Annotated in this window: 16 protein-coding genes and 1 pseudogene; 3 read left to right on the top strand and 14 right to left on the bottom strand. The window is 33.8% G+C overall.

The features are described from left to right. Positions 1–35: 35 nt before the first annotated feature. The 5 genes from CCC20_RS10565 to CCC20_RS10545 form a co-directional block, all read right to left on the bottom strand. The gene (locus tag CCC20_RS10565) at positions 36–1,241 is read right to left on the bottom strand and encodes a hypothetical protein (protein ID WP_013851752.1); all 1,206 of its coding nucleotides are present in this window, start codon (positions 1,239–1,241) and stop codon (positions 36–38) included. Between the two features lie 227 nt (positions 1,242–1,468). Then, positions 1,469–4,135, bottom strand: coding sequence for a mannosylglycerate hydrolase (gene mngB / locus CCC20_RS10560; RefSeq protein WP_013851751.1), 2,667 nt, complete (start codon positions 4,133–4,135; stop codon positions 1,469–1,471). A 51-nt stretch (positions 4,136–4,186) separates the two neighbouring features. Further along, on the bottom strand, positions 4,187–5,278 hold the full coding sequence (locus CCC20_RS10555) for a PTS fructose transporter subunit IIC (protein ID WP_013851750.1): 1,092 nt from the start codon (positions 5,276–5,278) through the stop codon (positions 4,187–4,189). 24 nt (positions 5,279–5,302) lie between these two features. Further along, positions 5,303–5,611, bottom strand: coding sequence for a PTS fructose transporter subunit IIB (locus tag CCC20_RS10550; RefSeq protein ID WP_003064512.1), 309 nt, complete (start codon positions 5,609–5,611; stop codon positions 5,303–5,305). Position 5,612: 1 nt separating this feature from the next. Continuing rightward, a complete protein-coding gene (locus CCC20_RS10545; RefSeq protein WP_013851749.1) occupies positions 5,613–6,068 on the bottom strand; it encodes a PTS sugar transporter subunit IIA in 456 nt (151 codons plus the stop codon). A 193-nt stretch (positions 6,069–6,261) separates the two neighbouring features. Here CCC20_RS10545 and CCC20_RS10540 point away from each other — a divergent pair, with 193 nt between their 5' ends. The 3 genes and pseudogenes from CCC20_RS10540 (at position 6,262) to CCC20_RS10530 (ending at position 10,236) form a co-directional block, all read left to right on the top strand. Next, a complete protein-coding gene (locus CCC20_RS10540) occupies positions 6,262–8,187 on the top strand; it encodes a BglG family transcription antiterminator (protein ID WP_287180216.1) in 1,926 nt (641 codons plus the stop codon). Between the two features lie 56 nt (positions 8,188–8,243). After that, positions 8,244–8,395: pseudogene (locus tag CCC20_RS10535) on the top strand (ISL3 family transposase); the annotation flags it as partial. A 359-nt stretch (positions 8,396–8,754) separates the two neighbouring features. Beyond that, positions 8,755–10,236 (top strand): nucleotide sugar dehydrogenase, encoded by a 1,482-nt coding sequence (locus CCC20_RS10530; RefSeq protein WP_048791278.1) that lies wholly within the window; start codon positions 8,755–8,757, stop codon positions 10,234–10,236. A 79-nt stretch (positions 10,237–10,315) separates the two neighbouring features. On the opposite strand, the gene CCC20_RS10525 is transcribed toward CCC20_RS10530, so the two are convergent. The 9 genes from CCC20_RS10525 to CCC20_RS10485 are packed head-to-tail and all read right to left on the bottom strand — an operon-like array spanning position 10,316 to position 19,208. Beyond that, positions 10,316–11,749 carry a flippase gene (locus CCC20_RS10525; protein WP_013851746.1) on the bottom strand — a complete coding sequence of 478 codons (1,434 nt, stop codon included), beginning with the start codon at positions 11,747–11,749 and terminating at the stop codon, positions 10,316–10,318. A 1-nt stretch (position 11,750) separates the two neighbouring features. Next, the gene (locus CCC20_RS10520; RefSeq protein ID WP_013851745.1) at positions 11,751–13,082 is read right to left on the bottom strand and encodes an O-antigen polymerase; all 1,332 of its coding nucleotides are present in this window, start codon (positions 13,080–13,082) and stop codon (positions 11,751–11,753) included. 4 nt (positions 13,083–13,086) lie between these two features. Next, the gene (locus tag CCC20_RS10515; RefSeq protein WP_013851744.1) at positions 13,087–13,929 is read right to left on the bottom strand and encodes a glycosyltransferase family 2 protein; all 843 of its coding nucleotides are present in this window, start codon (positions 13,927–13,929) and stop codon (positions 13,087–13,089) included. Then, entirely contained in the window at positions 13,926–14,558 is a 633-nt protein-coding gene (locus CCC20_RS10510) for an AAA family ATPase (protein ID WP_013851743.1), read from the bottom strand. The genes CCC20_RS10515 and CCC20_RS10510 overlap by 4 nt, the downstream gene beginning before the upstream one ends. Positions 14,559–14,563: 5 nt before the next feature. Beyond that, positions 14,564–15,595, bottom strand: a complete 1,032-nt coding sequence (locus CCC20_RS10505; RefSeq protein WP_013851742.1) for a glycosyltransferase family 4 protein — start codon at positions 15,593–15,595, stop codon at positions 14,564–14,566. A 5-nt stretch (positions 15,596–15,600) separates the two neighbouring features. Beyond that, positions 15,601–16,503: an ATP-grasp fold amidoligase family protein gene (locus CCC20_RS10500; RefSeq protein ID WP_287180210.1), complete on the bottom strand. Its 903-nt coding sequence runs from the start codon at positions 16,501–16,503 to the stop codon at positions 15,601–15,603. Beyond that, complete coding sequence (locus CCC20_RS10495) at positions 16,504–17,274, bottom strand: glycosyltransferase family 2 protein (RefSeq protein WP_013851740.1); 771 nt, start codon at positions 17,272–17,274, stop codon at positions 16,504–16,506. A 6-nt stretch (positions 17,275–17,280) separates the two neighbouring features. Next, entirely contained in the window at positions 17,281–17,973 is a 693-nt protein-coding gene (locus CCC20_RS10490) for a sugar transferase (RefSeq protein ID WP_043910388.1), read from the bottom strand. 8 nt (positions 17,974–17,981) lie between these two features. Then, positions 17,982–19,208, bottom strand: a complete 1,227-nt coding sequence (locus tag CCC20_RS10485) for a DegT/DnrJ/EryC1/StrS family aminotransferase (protein WP_048791277.1) — start codon at positions 19,206–19,208, stop codon at positions 17,982–17,984. Positions 19,209–19,210 lie beyond the last annotated feature (2 nt).

Here is a 19,210-nt window from a genome sequence, read left to right as displayed (position 1 = left end):
TTTGGGGGGCAGGTCAAAGTGACCTTCTTTTACTTTTATTCATAAGCTTTGTAGGCTGAAATGTGTAAATCTGAACGATTTGAAAAGTGCTGAAGTTCTAATAAGAGACTTTCAAAGCGACTATCTTCCATTAATAGATTTTGCCCGTAGATAAGAAGATAAATTGGTTCTGTTGGCTCACTCGTTAAGTTTCCTTCATCATCAAATGTTTCTTCGTCACGTTCTTCCAGATCTTCTAAGATTTTTTCCATAAGAACTAGAATATCTGATATTTCATCAAAAGCACCCTCAAAACGATCAAATGCATTGTAAAATTTGATTTCACGTTTTAAATCATCCTGAGCATCTGCAACGTAAATCATCCCTTTATGGTCAAAAAGATAATGACGGAATTGCTTGATAGCAGCCTCACGACTAATTTCGGTAAGCTCCAGCTCTGATTCTTCCTCATCAAGAAGCGTAGCAAGAGGAGCATGAGATATACTCTCTATCTCTTTAGACTCTTCTTCGACCTTAACTACCAATTCGGTAGCATCCTCAACTTCAGATTGAACACCAGCAACCTCTTCTTCAACATCATCAGACGGTTCTTCCTCGTCAACCACTGGCTCAACTGATTGCGGTTCAGCTGCAAGCTCAGCTTCTTTATTCTCAAGGATAGGGACATCTTGGACATCTTTATCAACTTCAAGACTCTGTTCTGATTTTCTAGGGGTCAAGGCATCAATTTTAGCCAATAATTCGGCTTTTTTCGTTTCCCTTTTTTGATATTCTACCGCTTGCAAAGGGTCAACTAAAATAGGGTATTCTGATTCTTCCTTGATTGATAAATTGGTAATTCGAATTGAAGTAAAAACATCAATCAGCACGCCAAAAACACGCTGGCGCTTATCACCAAGAATCGCTTGAAAAACAGATTTTGACTCACAGATTTCTAAAACATTATCAATCCCACGAATCCAATTACCGACAATATCCAAAGAGTGATTCATCAATCTAAAAGATGCTTCATCATACCAAAACGTTGATTTAATCAATTTTTCTTGCTTAGAAAGCGCATCAACAGCCGCTAAAATTTCACCCAACTCTGATTGAACTACATAAGGCGAAAAAGACGCCCCCAACAATGACGGAGTCTTTTCAACCAAAACAATCTCATCTCTGAAAAGTGTCAAGTAATGAATACTAACAAGCAGCTTCTGAATCAACAATCGATGATTATTTGAATTAGTATTTTCCATCACTTCCACCACTTACCTTTATCTATTAATATTACAGTTTCGTTACAATCCACTACTATTAATATAACATATGCGAGGCAAAAGAGCAACGAAAAAGAGGAGACAGTTAGCAAAGAAAGATAAAAAACGAACGATGGGGAAGAAAATATAAATCCTACAAAAGGAATCCCCCACGTGGACGATACCACCAAAAATTAGACATAAAATCTAATGATTGAAATATGATTTTAAAACTCTACATATAATGTTACAAACTTATTATGAGTCAAATTCGGAATAACAACTTTTCTACCTGTTATTTCTAGTTTTTGCTTGATTTCCTCCTTTAAATCTACACACTCAATAGTTTTAGGTTGTTCATAAAATTCAACTTCTCCACTACATGTCTGTTTATAATTTCCGTTATAGAATCTGAGAATATAACCCGGGCGCTCTTCTGCTTTCTTTACAATACTTAAAATAGCATCTCCCTTAATATTTAATAATGAATATTTTTGACTAAGAGTTTTAGGAACACTAAACTGTGTAAACCGTAAACGAGTATTTAAATAATCAGCATATTGATAAATTTGAAACTCCTTCAAATATTCATTAACCACTTCTGCTAATCCATATGTATTCATATTTCCTTGGTAATATATGACTGAAAAAGCAAACGTCATTTCTTTATGACATTGAGCATCTGGCGTGGCAATAACAGTTTCTCCTGAGGCTCTTCCTGGACGGTATAAAAGATTTTCTTTCCCCATATATCCATACGTTCTAAATAATGTTAATCGGATGGTATCATACTTCGAACCAATAACTTCATATTCTCTGACACCTTTTGGAATTACAGCGACTCCTCGAATATCATTATCTAGTCCCACGAATGACTGACAAGTTTCAATAGAAATTGGGACCTCGTTCCACTTATCTGGCTCCGTCTTCCAAAGTTTCATTTCTTTTCGGACAATAGGACGTTTAATCGTTCCAAACTGATGATCAGCTAGTGAAAATTTTGAAGCAATTTCACTATTAAATAAAACACACATACGGTGACTATCCACAAAACGGTTATCAACCTTGAAGTAGAATTCTATAATAGGAGATTTAGATTTTAATACTACTGATAGTTGTATTGGTAAGTGGGTATCTTTAATCCCACATGCACGTTTTTCTAAGTTTTTTGGAACCTTAAACTGATAAGATAATGTCATTTTACTGATAACCTTAGAAGTTTTAACTTCCACCTTAGGGCAAAACTCAAAAGAATTAATTATCAGATCCTCTCTAGGTGGAGAATAATTGAACGAATCTCCTGCATCACCATTTTCTTGAATTATTCCTTGGTTTTGATAAAGCTTACCGCTTTTTTTATCAAGTATATCTAGAGTATTATTTGCATTAACAGTAATACTATAAAATTCGTTTTCAATTCTGCTAGCTAAATTCTCCTCTAGTTTATCATGACTATTCCCTCCTAAATCCAAGTAGAAACTCTTGTAGCCAAATGTTGGTAAACTATCAAAACTAATCGCTATCGCCACCTTGTATATTTTATCTGGTTTATAAATCTTTGTAGAATCTAAAACATTACCTTGTCCTAAAATATAATCAGTTTGATCTTCGATAGAAGTCACCGTATATTGATATTGTTTGCCTTCTTTATCTTTTATTGCAAAGTCAAGTTGTGGAGTATAAAATATTGTTTCTATCACTCCTTCTTTTTTACGACCAGAAAGATTGAAAACAGTTGCCGTTATTGCTTCATCGCTCTCAATTCGCATAACAATCTCACGCATTTTCAATTCAGCTAAATTTTCAGCCAAATCACGCGCTTTTTTGTATCTTAAATAAACATCTTCATTGGTTGTATCTGATACACACGAACCAATTGAATCATGAGCAGCATTTTCAAACATTAATTTCCAAATTTCCTTAACTACCTCCACAGGATAGTCAAATCCTAAAGATTGCGAAAGAGAAAGTAATGGTTCTAATATATTAACAATATAATTCTGAACTTGTGTATTTAACTTCTTTAAATCAGATCTAGAAGAGTATATTGATTTATGAATCCGCATTAGTTTTCCGTTCAAAAGTTCCCCAGCTATTTCTTCTAATTCTGGATGTTGTTCTTTAACTTTACGTATATAATCCGAGTAAGTAGAAATTTTAAATTCATACTCCCCTGCATAAAACTTTTGCATTTTACCTAAAATATCAGTTAAATTTTCACGTGCAGGAGCTTGATCAAATCCGTTTGGAAAGAGGACCTGATTCGTACTACTTCTTTCCCACAAACTTTTAAAAGGTTCATTATGCAAATAATTTTTAAGATTTTCTGCCTCTTCAGGAATATCCCCACCGATATAATATCCAGCTTGAATCTGATAAGCATTTACTGTTGAACCATCCTCTCCTCGCCATTTAAACTCAGTTTTATGAGTATCCTCATCACTAACGCCACGCCAAAATAAGGTATCATCAATGCCAAATTCTTTATAAATCTGTGGCATAGCAGCAGATTGCCCAAACGAATCTGGAACATAGCCTACATTCATATGCTTTCCAAATTTTTTCGATATATTTATACCATAAAGTAAATTTCGAACAATACTTTCACCAGAAATAACCATCTGATCCGTTTGTGTGTACCATGGACCAATAATCAATTTTCCCTCCTGTACTAACTCCCTGATAACTTCTTTATCTTCAGGGCACCAAGCCAAGTAATCATCTAATAAGGAAACTTGACCATCTAGGGTATAACGGTTATATCCATTATCTCCCTGTAATAATGAAATAACTCTTTTTAAGTTATTCATTAAATAAATTTTTGAACGACTTGTTGTAAAATACCATTCTCTATCCCAATGAGAATGTGGAACTACATGTACTGTTTTCTTCATATTATTCTCTACTTTCTAGAAATAAAGAGCACATATATGTGCCCTATAATATTATTCAAAGCTAATTTCAATGTCGTCTATATCAACATCTTCAACATCATCAGAATCTTTAAAGTTGACAATCAACGGAGCAACAAATCCAATGAAAGCTGCACCTATAAACATCCCCACGAGATAAGCCCAACCATTCCCAACTGTAATAAATCCATAAATTCCACCAACAGGAGGCATTTTAGCATACATTCCAAATAGAATTCCTAATCCAGATGCAATTGCACCGCCAATCATATTAATAGGAACAAGTTTGAGGCTAACCATTGTAAATGGAATGGCACCTTCTGTAATTCCAATAAATCCCATAACCCAATTATTACGTGAAGCATCTCTAAGTTCATCACTTAATTTATCTTTATGGAACAATGAAGCAAATGCATATCCAAGAGGAACTGCACAAATTGCAACATTTACAATAATTGCTGGCAAATAAATTCCTTCTGCAAGAAGAACATTTCCAGCCATCCAAGCAGCTTTATTAATAGGACCACCTAAATCTGTACCAATCATAGCCCCCATTATCATGGCAAGAAGTACTTTATTAACATCATTTTCAATCATCGCTTTAATCCAAGCGACTAAACTTGTATTAATCCAACTAAGTGGACCTGCAAGAATGACTCCCATAACTATAGCTACCGCAAAAGTTGCAAAGAACGGAAAAACAATCAATGGTAAAACACTACTGTATTTTTCGGGAACCTTAACCGTCTTCTTAGCCCAAACTACCATATAGCCAGCAACAAATCCAGCTACCATAGCCCCAAGAAAACCAGCATTTGAATTAGATGCAAGAGCACCACCTATTAAACCTGCACCAATTGCAGCTTTATCGCCAATAGAATATGCAATAAAACCTGCTAATACTGTATTTAATAGACCAATGCCTGTCCATCCAACTTGTTCTGTCAAATAAAGGTAGTGTTCAAAACCATTAGTTTCAGCAAAACCATCTAAACTGGTATGTCCCATTGCTAAACCGATTAACTTAGGTACCGCGATAACCAAAGACGCTCCTATAATCAATGGTAAAGCATAACTAATACCAGTCATCAGATGTCCTTTGGCATCGTTTAAAAATTTTTTCATCTTAACTCCTCCTTCATTTTATTACTAACTAACCGCTTGAATGCATTTTTTTAACACTGCTTCAGGTGCTTTAATGCATGTTGAGATATTCACTCGAATTTTTTTCTTCCCTTCAAAACGCTCTTCACCTACAATTTTTTGATCTGTAGCAAGTAAAACAAAATCTGCATCAGCAATTTCCTGTGGTGTTAATTTGTTGATTTGCCCCATTGAACCTTGTTGTTCAATTCTAACGGTATGACCTAGCTTAGGTCCAGCTTTTTCTAAAGCTTTTGCTGCCATAGGAGTGTGAGCTAGCCCTGCTGGGCATGATGTAATTCCGACAATTTTCATATTAATTATCTCCCTTCATTGCACTAATGATTGTTTTTTCTAGTTCATCTATATTTGATGAGTTCTTAACTATCATAATAAATTCATCATCCAAAAGAGAAGTTGCAATTCTGCTAATCATTTCCAAATGTAAAGTTCCTTCATGTTTAGTTGGAACTAATAATGCAAAAATATTTTGGACCGGTTTGTCATCAAAAGTCTCCCACTCAATTGGATGAAGTAATTTCAAATAAAGAACAGTGGGCTTCATTATGCAATCTGCTTTAGCGTGAGGAATAGCAAATGAGTTCTGTAAACCTGTCGAAACTTCTGATTCTCTATTAGTAAATGCTTTAATCAATAATTGCTCATCATCAATAATCCGCTTCTTTTTTGCATATCTTGCAATATAGGCAAATAAGTCTTTCTTGTCTTTGACATTAACATTCAAAAGAATATTTTCTTTGTCAAATTTCATTTCAAACACCTCTTTTCGTTTACAGCTATATCATATCATTCGTTGACAGCGCTGTCACTAATTGCTTTTTCCAATTATTTCTGGAAAAATGGAAAAAATTATTTTTATCTATTTCAACTTCTTTTTGGAAAAATAGTAAAAAATCATTCATTTGTTTTGTGCTAAAATAAAGATGATATAAGGAGAAGAAGGTATGAGTATATTTGACTTCCAAAGATTAGATAATATATTAAATCTACTAATACAAAAAAACGAACCCATTCATATTAATGAATTAAGTTCGTTTTGTGGTGTTTCAGATAGAACTATCCGTTCTGATATCCATACAATTAATGACTATATCACTGAGAATGGAGCAACTATTACTTTAATTCGAAAAAAGGGATATGTTATCAACTATATTGATAAAGAAAAATTTGATAAATTTTGGACAAACCAAGACAGTGGTACTTTTTTATTCACTTCATCTGATTCAAGGCTTAAATATCTTGTACGGAAATTTCTTACTACTGATAATTATATTTCTCAAGACTATTTGCAGTCTATTCTTTTTATCAGCCAAAATACCCTTTATAGTGATTTTCGTACCTTAAAGAATCACTTTTCTTCCTATAATCTGAAACTCGTTAATAAAAGTAATCTTGGTTATATCGTTAATGGACTCGAACAAGATAAGCGAAAAGCTATAATTGATTTAATATTTAAAGAAGACTTTTCAAACTACATCACAGCAAAATCAACTATTGAAAAAGATTTTTGTAACAACATTAATTACGATACATTCTCTACTATTTTCAATAAGTACTTTAAAGATAGTATAAAAACAGATTCCGATTATTTTTACCGAAACTTATTCACTGGTATTTTTTTAGCCATTAGTCGAATAAAATCCAATAATAATATTCAACAATTTAAGCAAAACATACAGTTAAACACAACAATTAATGAAATTGTTGAAAAATTTATAACCGATTTAGAAAATCAATTTCAAATTCACATAACAATTTTTGAAAAGAATTACTTTCAATTTCTAATTGCAGAAAATTTCCCAAACTATATCGACGATCACACTATTTCAAATAATCAAGAACTTGCAGAAAAAATTACAATCACCATCTATGATATTCTTTCAGAATTAACCAATGCTGATTGGCTAACAGATTGTAAATTAAAAACTAATCTCCTTGAACATATAAAACTCTTTTTGAGCATCCAAACCATAGAAGGCAAGCGTTCTAATCCTATACTAGATACAATCAAAAATAATTTTCCTTACGCCTTTGAATTATCCGTGGCTTGCTGTCAAGAAGTTGTCAAACAGTATAATATACATTTTTCAGAGGATGAAATATCCTACATTGCTCTCCATTTAGCTAATGCCATTGAACGAAATATGGAATCCAATAACCACGAACTATCATTAGCAATTATCTGTGGAAGCGGCAAGACTTTTAGTTCTATTATTGAATCTAAAATACGACGACTGTTGCCAAATATATTTTCTAAAATCTCCAAATTTTCGTATTCGAATTTTAATCGAGAACAACACTATCACAATTTTGATCTCGTTATCTCAACAATTCCAAATCAAACTTTAGCAGATAATCTTATTTATATCAATATCAATGATTTAGACTATTCAATGACTAAAATTAATCAATTTCTTAAAACTTTAGAAAAAACACAAAATGATGGTAACCTATTTTCTAAAGAAAGATTTCTATATTTCAACAAAAAAATGTCAAAGGATGATATATTGTTTACTATAAATACGATACTAAAAAAGCAAGGATACGTTAGCGATGATTTCTTAAATGATATTTATGAAAGAGAAAAAATTTCTTCAACTATCATAGGTGATAACATTGCACTACCTCACCCTATTGGAGATAGTGTCTTAAAAAGTTGTGTCTTTACCGTCATTAATCCCAAGGGGATTAATTGGGATAAACATCAATCGATAAAATTTATCTTCTTATTTGCTGTGAAATCCGAAGATACCGAAAAAATTCAAACGATTTATGAACAAATGCTTGATTTTATCGGTTCAAAAGACAAACAAGATCTACTTCTTAAAACACCAACTTTTGAGACATTAACTAATATTTTTTCAGAATAAAGAGAGCAAAGTAAGAGTTTGGAATGTCATATTTCAAACTCTTATTCATCTGATAACTTCACTATTCGGATGCCAAACTAGAAGCTACTAACAAACTCATCAAACACAACGTTTTGGTTACAGGAACTTTGACGACTTTAAAAAACACATTTACTTCATTTTGAATATCAAAAAAGCAAGAACATCATTTGTTCTCGCTAGAGTTTAACTTTGCCACCCATTACAGTTGACAAAGAGCCTATAAAAAAAACGACTTAGCACTGGTACGCATTATTAAGAGGCGTTTGCTAAGTCTTAATCATAACTGTATATTAACGAACTTAGAGCTATAAGTCAACTATTTACCTTTTAACTCTTCTCATCGACTATTTCCGAGTTGTAACATTTCTTTTTCAACCATAGTCCACTCTCCGAAAAGCAAAGTATGAAGTACCTTTACTGCTGATTCGCTATCTAAAGAACTTTTAGTTACTACTAACAACATAATATCAAAGCATATGTTATTTATCCTTATTTTCAGTTGTTTTAAGAAACAAAAAAGAGTATAATTTTGTTAGGAGGAATTCAATGAAAACTTTTTCGTCAGCTACTTTAGCGAAGCTTATTTTAGATTACCGTAAAGAAAACAAAGTATCTCAGGAAACCTTGGCCGCTGAAAGTGGGATCAACCGCTCTATTCTAAGCAAAATTGAGCAAGAAGAGCATATCCCTTCTATCACTCAGATAGAATCATTGGCCAAGATTATCTCTTTTGATATTGCTGATTTATTTACAGAAACAAAAGAAAAGAAACAAAAATTGGACCGTTCCTATAATATTGCTGTAGCGGGAACTGGATACGTGGGATTATCTATCGCCACTCTTCTTGCACAACATAACTCTGTGACTGCTGTTGACATTGTCCCAAAAAAAGTTGAACTGATCAACAATAAAAAATCACCCATTCAAGATGAGTATATTGAAAAATACTTAGCAGAGAAAGAACTCGATTTAGTTGCAACAACCGATGGAGATGCTGCTTACAAAAAGGCTGATTTTGTGGTTATCGCTGCTCCAACTAACTATGATAGCGAAAAAAATTATTTTGATACTAGCGCCGTAGAATCTGTTATTGAGCAAGTGCTTTCAGTCAATAAAGATGCCATTATGGTTATTAAATCAACAATTCCTGTCGGCTTTACAGATGCCGTTCGTCAAAAATTCAATACAGATAAAATTATTTTTAGCCCTGAATTTTTACGTGAATCAAAAGCCTTGTATGACAACCTTTATCCAAGCCGTATCATCGTTTCTACTGATAAGGACAACAAAGAGTTGACATCTGCTGCACATACTTTTGCGCAATTGCTTCAAGACGATGCTGAAAAAGATGACATTGACGTTCTCTTCATGGGCTTCACAGAAGCTGAAGCGGTTAAACTATTTGCCAATACTTATCTTGCACTTCGTGTGTCTTATTTCAACGAGTTGGATACTTATGCCGAACTAAAAGGATTAGACACCCAAGCAATCATCAATGGTGTTGGTTTAGACCCACGTATCGGTACACACTACAATAACCCTTCATTTGGTTACGGTGGCTATTGCTTACCAAAAGATACCAAACAACTTCTAGCCAACTACAATGATGTGCCACAAAATATGATGAGTGCGATTGTTGAGTCAAATCGTACCCGCAAAGATTTCATTGCAGACCAAGTGCTTAAACTAGCTGGTTATTATGCTTATTCAGATAACGACAACTATTCACCACAAAATGAAAAAGAAACTGTTATCGGTGTTTATCGCCTTACCATGAAAAGCCATTCCGACAACTTCCGTCAAAGCTCTATTCAAGGTGTTATGAAACGTATCAAAGCCAAAGGAGCGACCGTTATTATCTATGAACCAACTCTTGAAAACGGAACAACTTTCTTTGGGTCAAAAGTCGTTAATAACCTCAACCAATTTAAAAAATTAAGTCAAAGCATCATTGCTAACCGCTATAATACTGAATTGGATGACGTCAAAGAAAAAGTCTACACACGAGATATTTTTAGAAGAGATTAAACAATACACTTAACCCGTGGTTTTAGTTAAGGTCAGATACATGACCTTAACTAAAACCACGGGTTTATTTTTTAACGGATCATCTAAATATTTTCCGTAATCGAGCTCTAAAGAAGAACAGCACCAAACCATATAGACTAACAATCAGCACCATCGTTGTTGCTAGCATAGCGACAACCGATATGAGCGAGTAAGTAGTGATAAACTGTGTCATTACCAACGAAACGACTGTGGCAATAAGCCCACCAACTACAGCTAAAAGAACAACCAATCTATTAAAGAATTTGTAGGTTATAAATTGATGAGCATAGTATTGTTGAATCGCTAAATTTAATAGTTCTGATACTAGTGTTGTTAATGCGGCACCAATCATGCCAATAAAAGGGATAAAAATAATATTTCCAATCACATTAACCAGAGCAGAAACACTTGTAGCTACCAATATCTTTTTTTCATTTCTGCTGATAATCAATATACAATTTGTATAAACTGAAGATATTAGGGCAAATATTATTGAAAAAATAAGAATACTAAAGGATGTGCTACCGGAAATATACTGATTTCCTCCAGCAACCCAGATAATTTTGGGACTTAAAATCGACAATGCGACAGACATTGGTATGACTAATAATACCAACAAATTGATGATAATAGATATCAATTTACCATATCGATTATGATCCGAAATATAATAAACCGTTAATCTAGGGACAAAAACAAGAATCGTTGCGTTGATTAGTTGCTTAATAATATTATATAGTTTTGAAGCAAAGCTATACACCCCTACAACGGAATCATCTTTAAATAAACCTAATATAGTGATATCTGAGTTGACATAAATAATAACAGCGAGCGAGTTGATAAATAAAATCAATAATGGTAGAGCTACTTTCCGAAATGGGACATTCCAAGTGAATCTAACGTCTACATACTTTCTAAGATGAAATAGGTTGATGATATTGCCACCATATGAAGCTAAAACCATGATCAAACAATAGATAGCAGTATCATGTTCTGTTCGGACAAAAGCAAAAATAGCTCCTAAGGCAAATACTTGAAGCACAATATATCTTAATGTAATATAAAGGAAATCTTCAAATACCGTATTAAGCCAATCCTGCCCTATAAGATTCATCATCAAGCATAAACTTTGTATCAGAATCAAGGTTGAATAGGGTTGAAATTTTTGGCTTAAAGAAACAATCAGAAACAAGATAACATAAGATATTGTTGTCGTTATCAGATTGATGGAAAACATTTGAGAAGCAAAACGAGAGATTTCTTCTTGATTATCCCGTATTCGTGCCCCTTCTCTGACAGCATAATTTGTTATTCCAAATAAAGCCAACAATGAAAAATAACTTACTAATGATGACGCAATATTGTACTTACCAAATTCTGAACTTCCTAAAACCCTTGACACGTATGGAAATGATACTAGAGGAAAAACAATGGTCATCAATTGTTTGACAAAATTGAGAAGGGCATTCACTTTTAAGGAGCGTACACTCATATCATTTTAAACCACCTAACTTTAATTTAATCCTGTCTTTAGTCAAAAAGTCAAAGAGCAACAACAAAATAATCAAAAACGTAACTGTTCCTACAGAAACATAGTTTACACTATATTGAATAATAGGCGATGAAATGATCCAATAGAAGAAATAGCCGTAAACCAGAGTCCAATAAGTAGTAGAATTCAAGTTTGTGTTCCCTTTTATTTTCCTATAATACATATAGGCGAAAAAAACTGCAATACAACCGACAAAGAGATACATCCCTAGCACGCCAAAGTCATGCAAGGGACGTCTGAAAAACGAATAGACATTACTATAGCCAATTCCTAGTCGTCTAAACTCCATATTATAGGATGTTGATGGCTCACTCAAGCCTAAAAAGTGAAGGATTTTTACGACACTGTATAAGGATTCTTCTCCCCAGACATCTCTAGGAACAGGATTTTTCACATACTCAGAAAAAAGAACGATCCCACTTCCCAAATAATCTGCCACATAGTCAAAGATACCTCTTGCAGTCTCTCTTCCTAGCAATTTAAGACCATAATAAAAGGTTGGAATCCCTACTAGCAAAGAAGACACACCAATACTAAGTATTTTTAACGTTAGGATCTTATTCCAGCCATATTTTTGATGCCATAATATATAGTAATAGATGATTAAGGCACTCATCAATTTTAATAATTGCGTTCTACCGGCCGCAAAAGTATTTGGTAGGATAGACATGACTAACAGTAACAATAAGCCTACCCTACTTGTTGCCTTGCTTTTACAAATAAGATTTCTAAGCAAAATATAACCCGAAATAAGACCACTAGCCTCTACAATTTTCAAGAAATAGTTTATCCAGCCACCGACCGTTTCAACATTTTTTCCAGCTAATTTATCAATACCAAGATAACGATACTTCTGAAATATTGCTGCAACATCTCCACCACCAACGATAGCCCGAATTTTAAGAAAATAAATAAGGAGAATAAGTGCGTTGAGAGAGATTAAGAGCAATAGTTTTGTCGTCCGAGTAGGTATGGGAGTTAAACTATCTACAACTGGTTGATGTACATCTAATCGATTTTTTTGACTCATAAACAGAACTCGACTAAAACATTCCACGCAAATAAACACTAATATCCCTGAAATGGTTAATAGACCAGCTTCAATACTATAATCAATCTTCCAACTTTCAATGTTAGGTATGGTAAAAAGTGTCCCTAAAATAAACATCAAGACCATTGTGACACTAGGGGACAGGACATCTCTTCCAGACAAAATATAAGCGAGAAAAAGTAAGGCTATTAAGGCTATTAAAAGAATATATAAGAAACTCAACTTTCTATTCGCCTTTCATCAACTGAATAAAAGCATGACACGAATCAAGCAAACACTGATTGACAAAAATAACTTTTTTGTACATGCCTTGATAACTTTGGTTTGTGGATACATCCTCATGATGAGTCACCTTAATCGTTGGATCGTAGATAAAAACCATCTTCTCTTTCATACCCAAATAGTGTAGAATGTAAGATTCAAAATACATAAACGTTTTCGGATAAAAACAATCGTCATTTTGCTCAATAAATCGACGCGAAAAAATATAGATTGCACCATGTAAGGGTTTGTCGAATTGCACCTTTTCATAGTCTAATTCTTGAGTTCCAGAATCGTCAGGTGTTTTTCTAAATAGGTATTTTAATTTCAATAAAAACTTAAATCTATTTTTAAACACCAATTTCCTATGCATACGTGTCAATTCAGACAATGTGTAATTGCTCTCACGTTGGGGGTTTTGGTGCAAAGATGTTTTCGTTGAATAAATATCTGGTCCTAGTACATCAAAGTGGTACTTGCGATAACTTTCTTCTACGAGTTCTAAAAAATTGTGCTGAGTTAAAAAGACATCATTATTCATCACAACGATAAAGTCTGGTTGATCTTCTTTCGCTTTTTGATACCCCAAGTTATTGCCTCTAGCAAATCCCAAATTTTCTTGAGAGAGGATAACTTCGACTTCTGAATCTTCAGTAAATAACTCTAAAAGTTTCTGTCCTGAACCATTTGGAGAAGCGTTGTCTACAATGATTATTTTTTTGGTTGAAGGTACCTTACCCTTTATTGTCTTGATACAATCTAAGGTTTCTTCCAATGCCTGATAATGTAGGATAACAAATGAAATCATCTAATTTTTCTCTCCTCAATGAACTGTCCGAAGTCGTTTTTATGTAGTGTCTTAAAATGAAAATGCTCTGCAATCTCCTTACAAACGACTTCATAGTCCTTTAAATAATCCAATAACGTTTCATCGCTAAAAAAATCCATTTTCGATTCTTTACGATTGCGTTCTTTGATAGATTTGAACGCCTCTTCACTTGAAATTTCAATAAAAATAACATCTGTGGTCTGAAATAGGCTCTCAAAACTCTCAAGTATTTTAATAATGGTCTGTCCACCTAAATCGTAATTGATAGCAAAAGAGATGGTTCTTTGGACAATGCCCTCATCTAGCACTCCTTTTCCACCTGCTCTCATCTTGTAAGCACTAGCTACCAATACAATACTATCTAGCATATCATTCCAATTGGTATCATGGTATTTGTGATGTTTAGTACTATTGGCTAGTATCTTACGTAGACGAAACTTATAATAGAGAGAGGTCGGAGAAAACTTAGAAAGTTTTTTTATCATTTGTAGATATTTATTTGTTGCTTTTTGCGACAATGTCTTTCTATCTATACTAGTTATTTTTTCAACAAGAAAGGTCTTCCCACATCCTGGTAATCCAAAAAATTCAATTCTATGACTATCCATTTTTCTCACTCCAATAATTGACAAATCTTTTCTATATGAATATCGGGCATATAATATCTCGATGTCGCTATACAATTTTCTTTTAACGAAAGCATATTTTTTTCATTATCCACGAGCCACTCTACTCCATCTAAAAGAGAAGAAATCTCTTCTGTAGGATAAATGACCCCATTTTGAAAATGAGTAATCATCTCACTATTATGCTTCCAGTCAGTAGCTATCACAGGAACACCTGCAAAAAAACTTTCAATGATTGTTCCTGCACTTCCCTCACCCTCCCAATAAGTTGGAAACAATAGACCGTAATATTTAGATATAACATTAGTTGCTTTTGAAGACGGCACTTCTCCCTTGTATTGAATAGCCGCTGAAGTTTCCGAAAGTTTTTTTGTTAATTCATCTTGAAAGTCACTACTAATGGAACCATATATATCTAGGGTGCATTTTTTATTAGAGTGCTTGGCATTAAATGCCTCAATCGCATCAATAGCGTCTAAAATCCCTTTTTCTTTGGTCACTCTTGAAAATGTACAAAATTCATAAACAGCCCTATTTTGAGCGACTTCTTTTAAAGAGATTGGCTCCATTATTCTAAAATTTGGAATAACCAATACATTCGTCACTCCTTTGGTAATTAGAGTGTCTTTCATCTGATTCGTTTCAACAAAATTATACTTAAAATGATTTAAGTAGGTGAGAAACTTAGGATTATTATCAATGTATCCTACTAGATTTCCACCAATGACATCGTGATAAATATTTTTTTTCAAATACTTTGCACAGAAAGAATAAATTGGGAAGAAAACTTTCATACCATTCCCAGATAAAAGGATGATGATATTCTTTGAAGTAAGTAAAGAAACAAATATCTGAAAAATGAGTTTCATCGGATTCTTATTCTTGTAAAAAGTATCCACGATATAGATAGACTTGGTCTTTTTTGATAATTCCTGATACAGGGTCTTTGTTTTGACTGTTTGGCCATCTGTAAATGTCTCACTACCTCCAAAATGCCCTACTATTGAAACTCTCTTCACTATTCTTACATCCTTCCATATTGATAATCATGCTTAGGTAGTTTAAATTTTTTACCCCATTCTATATCATATTCTATTGGATTAATCGGTATCATCCCTGCTCCTGGGGTAAAAGTCAACTCTGCAAATTTAAATGAGTCATTCGTAATAAAGAAGTCAACTCTCACAAAAGGAAAGTCGCTAGAGAGTTTTTTTGATACCTCAATCATATCATTTAAATAATCTGGAAAAATTACTTCTCCAATATCCTTGTAATCTTCTCTAACTAGTGGAATTTTTGAACCATCCATATCAAAAAAAGCCATTTCCGCCTGACGATCATTTACCAAATCAGTTGATACATAAAAAAACTCTGGATTTCCATTAAAACAAAAGAACTTATAGTCAGTAATTGCCTCTCCAAGAAATTCTTCACAGATTATTTTGGGTTTTACTTTTCCATAATGAAGTTCAACATTGAATGTCGAGAAATCTTCTCTCAACCAGTTATTTAACTGTTTTGTTGCTTTAGCAAAATCAAACGTTGTTTTATCAGTACAAATAATATTATATGCACACCCATGCGTACACTTCATTACAAATTGATTGGGCAATGATTCCCAATCAATATCTTCTGCATTATCCCATACCCCTAGAAGACCAGTCAATAAATTTTGATAACCTTTATTAACTAAATAGTCTCTTACATGATACTTATCAGTACAATCAACGATCAATTGGTTATCTGCACAATAATAAAGTTTATACCACTGTAATTTTTCATTAAATGTTTTAGGATTCTTTAAGTTTAGTTTCTTATGCAAACATATTCTATAATATAATTTAGATAATGTTTCATGACTTAATAAAGTAAATGCTATTGCTTGCCCTTTTCTGCGTAGTTTATACGCAACGCTGTTTCTTTCCATTTATCCGTTAATTACCTTTCTATATAGTATTTTTTTCATAAAACCAAACAATAAATTTTTTACTGTCAAATAAAAACTAATACTGGGATTTTTTTCTTCAACTTCGCACCACAATTTATAATGCCAACCAATCATCGTTCTGATACTCTGTCTACTGATTGAACCCATTCTTTTGCGATATTTCGCTAAGGTCTCATCTAACAACCAGCATTCTGCTTTCTGAGATATTTTCAACCACATGGCATAGTCATTATTTTTTTTGATATCTTTTATCTGAACTAAGCCAATATAATCTGCGTCATACATCACCGTCAGACAACCGGGCCAACAATAATTAAACATTCCTGTTTTACTAATGCTCTTTGGTCCTGTAACGTTGACTCCTGTTGGTTGCCCATCACTATCAATTTCTTCATAATTGGTATAAGAAAAATGATAGCCGTTTTTTGCCATGAATGCTACCTGCTTTTCCAGTTTATTTGGTGACCATAAATCATCTGAATCAAGAAAAGCTATCCATCTCCCTCTTGCTTCTTTTAAGGCTCGATTTCTAGAAAGAGCTGCACCAGAATTGACTTCATTTTTGATGTACCTAATGCGTTCATCAACTAGATACTGCTGAACAACCTCATCAGTATTGTCTTGCGAGCAATCATCTACAATAATCATTTCCCAATTTTGATAAGTTTGCTCCAAGACTGACTCAATCGTTTTTCCAATAAAGTTCGCTGTATTATAAGATGGTGTAATTATTGAGACTAAATCTTTCATATCTATTTAACCTCTTATCAATAAATTTTTAGCTTCCTCTTGTTTCTTACGATATTCTTCGAGACTGATATTACCGTTTTGCAACAAGTAATCCCCAAAGTCCATATCGGAGTCGGTACCTTCCCTTGTAATATCCGCACGTTGAAACACTTTTTTTACCGTCTGTAAAATCAAAGACAAGTCACTAATAAAAGTGATATCTGATATATACTCTATATCAAAAGATAATTTTTTTTCCCAACTAATAGCGTTTCGCCCATTGACTTGAGCCAAGCCACTTAGCCCCGGACGCACCAAATGCCTTTTTCTCTGAGCATCAGTCATAAAGACCATATCTCTAACCAACAATGGTCTTGGACCAATAATACTCATGTCACCAATAAAGATATTCCAAAGTTCTGGTAATTCATCTAAACTTGTCGAACGTAATAGCTTACCAAACTTCGTTAATCTGACTTCATCTGGTAGTAATTCTCCATTTTCATCAACTTCGCTAGTCATCGTACGAAACTTATACATGGAGAATATGCTTTCGTTCTTGCCGGGACGTTTTTGTGTAAAAATTATTGGCGATCCTAGTTTTATCCTAACTAGGATTGCAACGATTAGCATGAGAGGACTAAGTACAATCAAGGCTAGCCCCGATAAGACTATATCTAATAATCTTTTGATATAGCTTATATAAACGTTCTTTTTCATATCACCTTCTAATTGAAACAACTACGGATCACCTCAATAATTTTCTCTTGTTCTTCAATCGTCATCTTGATATCACTCGGCAGACACAATCCACGGTTGAAGATATCTGTGGCAACATCTGAATATTCTTCTACAATATAAGCATTTGTCTGTGCACGTCCATTACCGTTTGCGGTAACAAATGGGTTCATTCGGAAAATTGGTTGTAAATGCATCGGTTTCCAAATTGGTCGTCCCTCTGCATTTATCGACGTAAGGGTGTCAAGAATTTCAGATGGAGTTGTCTTTCCTTTTTCGCTTATATATAGGACATCATTGTCTGAACGTACTTGCTTAGTCATAGCTTCTGGATTGATTGTCAGGCATGACAACCAGTAATTTGGTACACTGTTTATTTCATCAAAAGGATTCATTTGGATTGATAAATCTTTCAATCCTTCTTTATATCGCTCATAAATAGCTTTTTTCTGTGCAATATGTTCATCCAAATAAGGCATTTGTCCACGCACCACACCAGCAATCACATTGCTCATACGGTAATTATAACCAATCTCTTCGTGCTGATACCAAGCAGCTTGTTCACGTGCCTGAGTAGACCATTTTCGTACTTTGTTAGCCGAATGCACATCATGCGTTAACAAGGCTCCACCACTAGAACCCGTGATAATTTTATTACCATTAAAAGAGACGACTGCGTAATCTCCTAAGGTTCCTGTTTGCTTACCTTTATAGGTCGCTCCAAGTGATTCTGCTGCATCTTCAATCAACACAGCACCATGTTTGTCACAGATATTTTTAATATCATCCGTTTTCGCTGGCACACCATAAAGATGAACTAGCACAACAACTTTTACTTCTGGATAAAGCTCAAAAGCTTTTTCCAAGGCTTTTGGATCCATATTCCATGTATCTTGCTCCGAATCAATAAAGATTGGAATACCACCTTCATATGTTACTGGATTTACAGTAGCTGAAAATGTCATATCCGAACAAAATACATAATCTCCACTTTTAACTCCTGCTAATTTCATAGCAAGGTGGAGAGCAGAAGTTCCAGAAGACAAGGCGACAGCTTGTTCACTATGAGTATACTCTTGTAGTAACCGTTCAAGAGCATTGATATTAGATCCAGCAGTTGTCATCCAATTAGTGTCATAGGCTTCTTGCATATATTTCATTTCATCGCCATGCATTGTTGGTGATGATAACCATACTCTCGTTTCAAAAGATTCCATTC

The sequence above is a fragment of the Streptococcus sp. LMAG:39 genome (assembly GCF_008680485.1).
In the GTDB taxonomy this organism is placed as follows: domain Bacteria; phylum Bacillota; class Bacilli; order Lactobacillales; family Streptococcaceae; genus Streptococcus; species Streptococcus pasteurianus.
The sequence above is the reverse complement of the archived record's forward strand: the minus strand, read 5'-3'. Positions and strand labels throughout refer to the sequence as shown.

What these genes read in the sequence shown, in the direction of transcription:
- CCC20_RS10565 (WP_013851752.1), bottom strand. Translation starts at nt 1,241, where the DNA reads ATGGAAAATACTAATTCAAATAATCATCGATTGTTGATTCAGAAGCTG.
- mngB (WP_013851751.1), bottom strand. Translation starts at nt 4,135, where the DNA reads ATGAAGAAAACAGTACATGTAGTTCCACATTCTCATTGGGATAGAGAA.
- CCC20_RS10555 (WP_013851750.1), bottom strand. Translation starts at nt 5,278, where the DNA reads ATGAAAAAATTTTTAAACGATGCCAAAGGACATCTGATGACTGGTATT.
- CCC20_RS10550 (WP_003064512.1), bottom strand. Translation starts at nt 5,611, where the DNA reads ATGAAAATTGTCGGAATTACATCATGCCCAGCAGGGCTAGCTCACACT.
- CCC20_RS10545 (WP_013851749.1), bottom strand. Translation starts at nt 6,068, where the DNA reads ATGAAATTTGACAAAGAAAATATTCTTTTGAATGTTAATGTCAAAGAC.
- CCC20_RS10540 (WP_287180216.1), top strand. Translation starts at nt 6,262, where the DNA reads ATGAGTATATTTGACTTCCAAAGATTAGATAATATATTAAATCTACTA.
- CCC20_RS10530 (WP_048791278.1), top strand. Translation starts at nt 8,755, where the DNA reads ATGAAAACTTTTTCGTCAGCTACTTTAGCGAAGCTTATTTTAGATTAC.
- CCC20_RS10525 (WP_013851746.1), bottom strand. Translation starts at nt 11,749, where the DNA reads ATGAGTGTACGCTCCTTAAAAGTGAATGCCCTTCTCAATTTTGTCAAA.
- CCC20_RS10515 (WP_013851744.1), bottom strand. Translation starts at nt 13,929, where the DNA reads ATGATTTCATTTGTTATCCTACATTATCAGGCATTGGAAGAAACCTTA.
- CCC20_RS10510 (WP_013851743.1), bottom strand. Translation starts at nt 14,558, where the DNA reads ATGGATAGTCATAGAATTGAATTTTTTGGATTACCAGGATGTGGGAAG.
- CCC20_RS10500 (WP_287180210.1), bottom strand. Translation starts at nt 16,503, where the DNA reads ATGGAAAGAAACAGCGTTGCGTATAAACTACGCAGAAAAGGGCAAGCA.
- CCC20_RS10495 (WP_013851740.1), bottom strand. Translation starts at nt 17,274, where the DNA reads ATGAAAGATTTAGTCTCAATAATTACACCATCTTATAATACAGCGAAC.
- CCC20_RS10490 (WP_043910388.1), bottom strand. Translation starts at nt 17,973, where the DNA reads ATGAAAAAGAACGTTTATATAAGCTATATCAAAAGATTATTAGATATA.
- CCC20_RS10485 (WP_048791277.1), bottom strand. Translation starts at nt 19,208, where the DNA reads ATGGAATCTTTTGAAACGAGAGTATGGTTATCATCACCAACAATGCAT.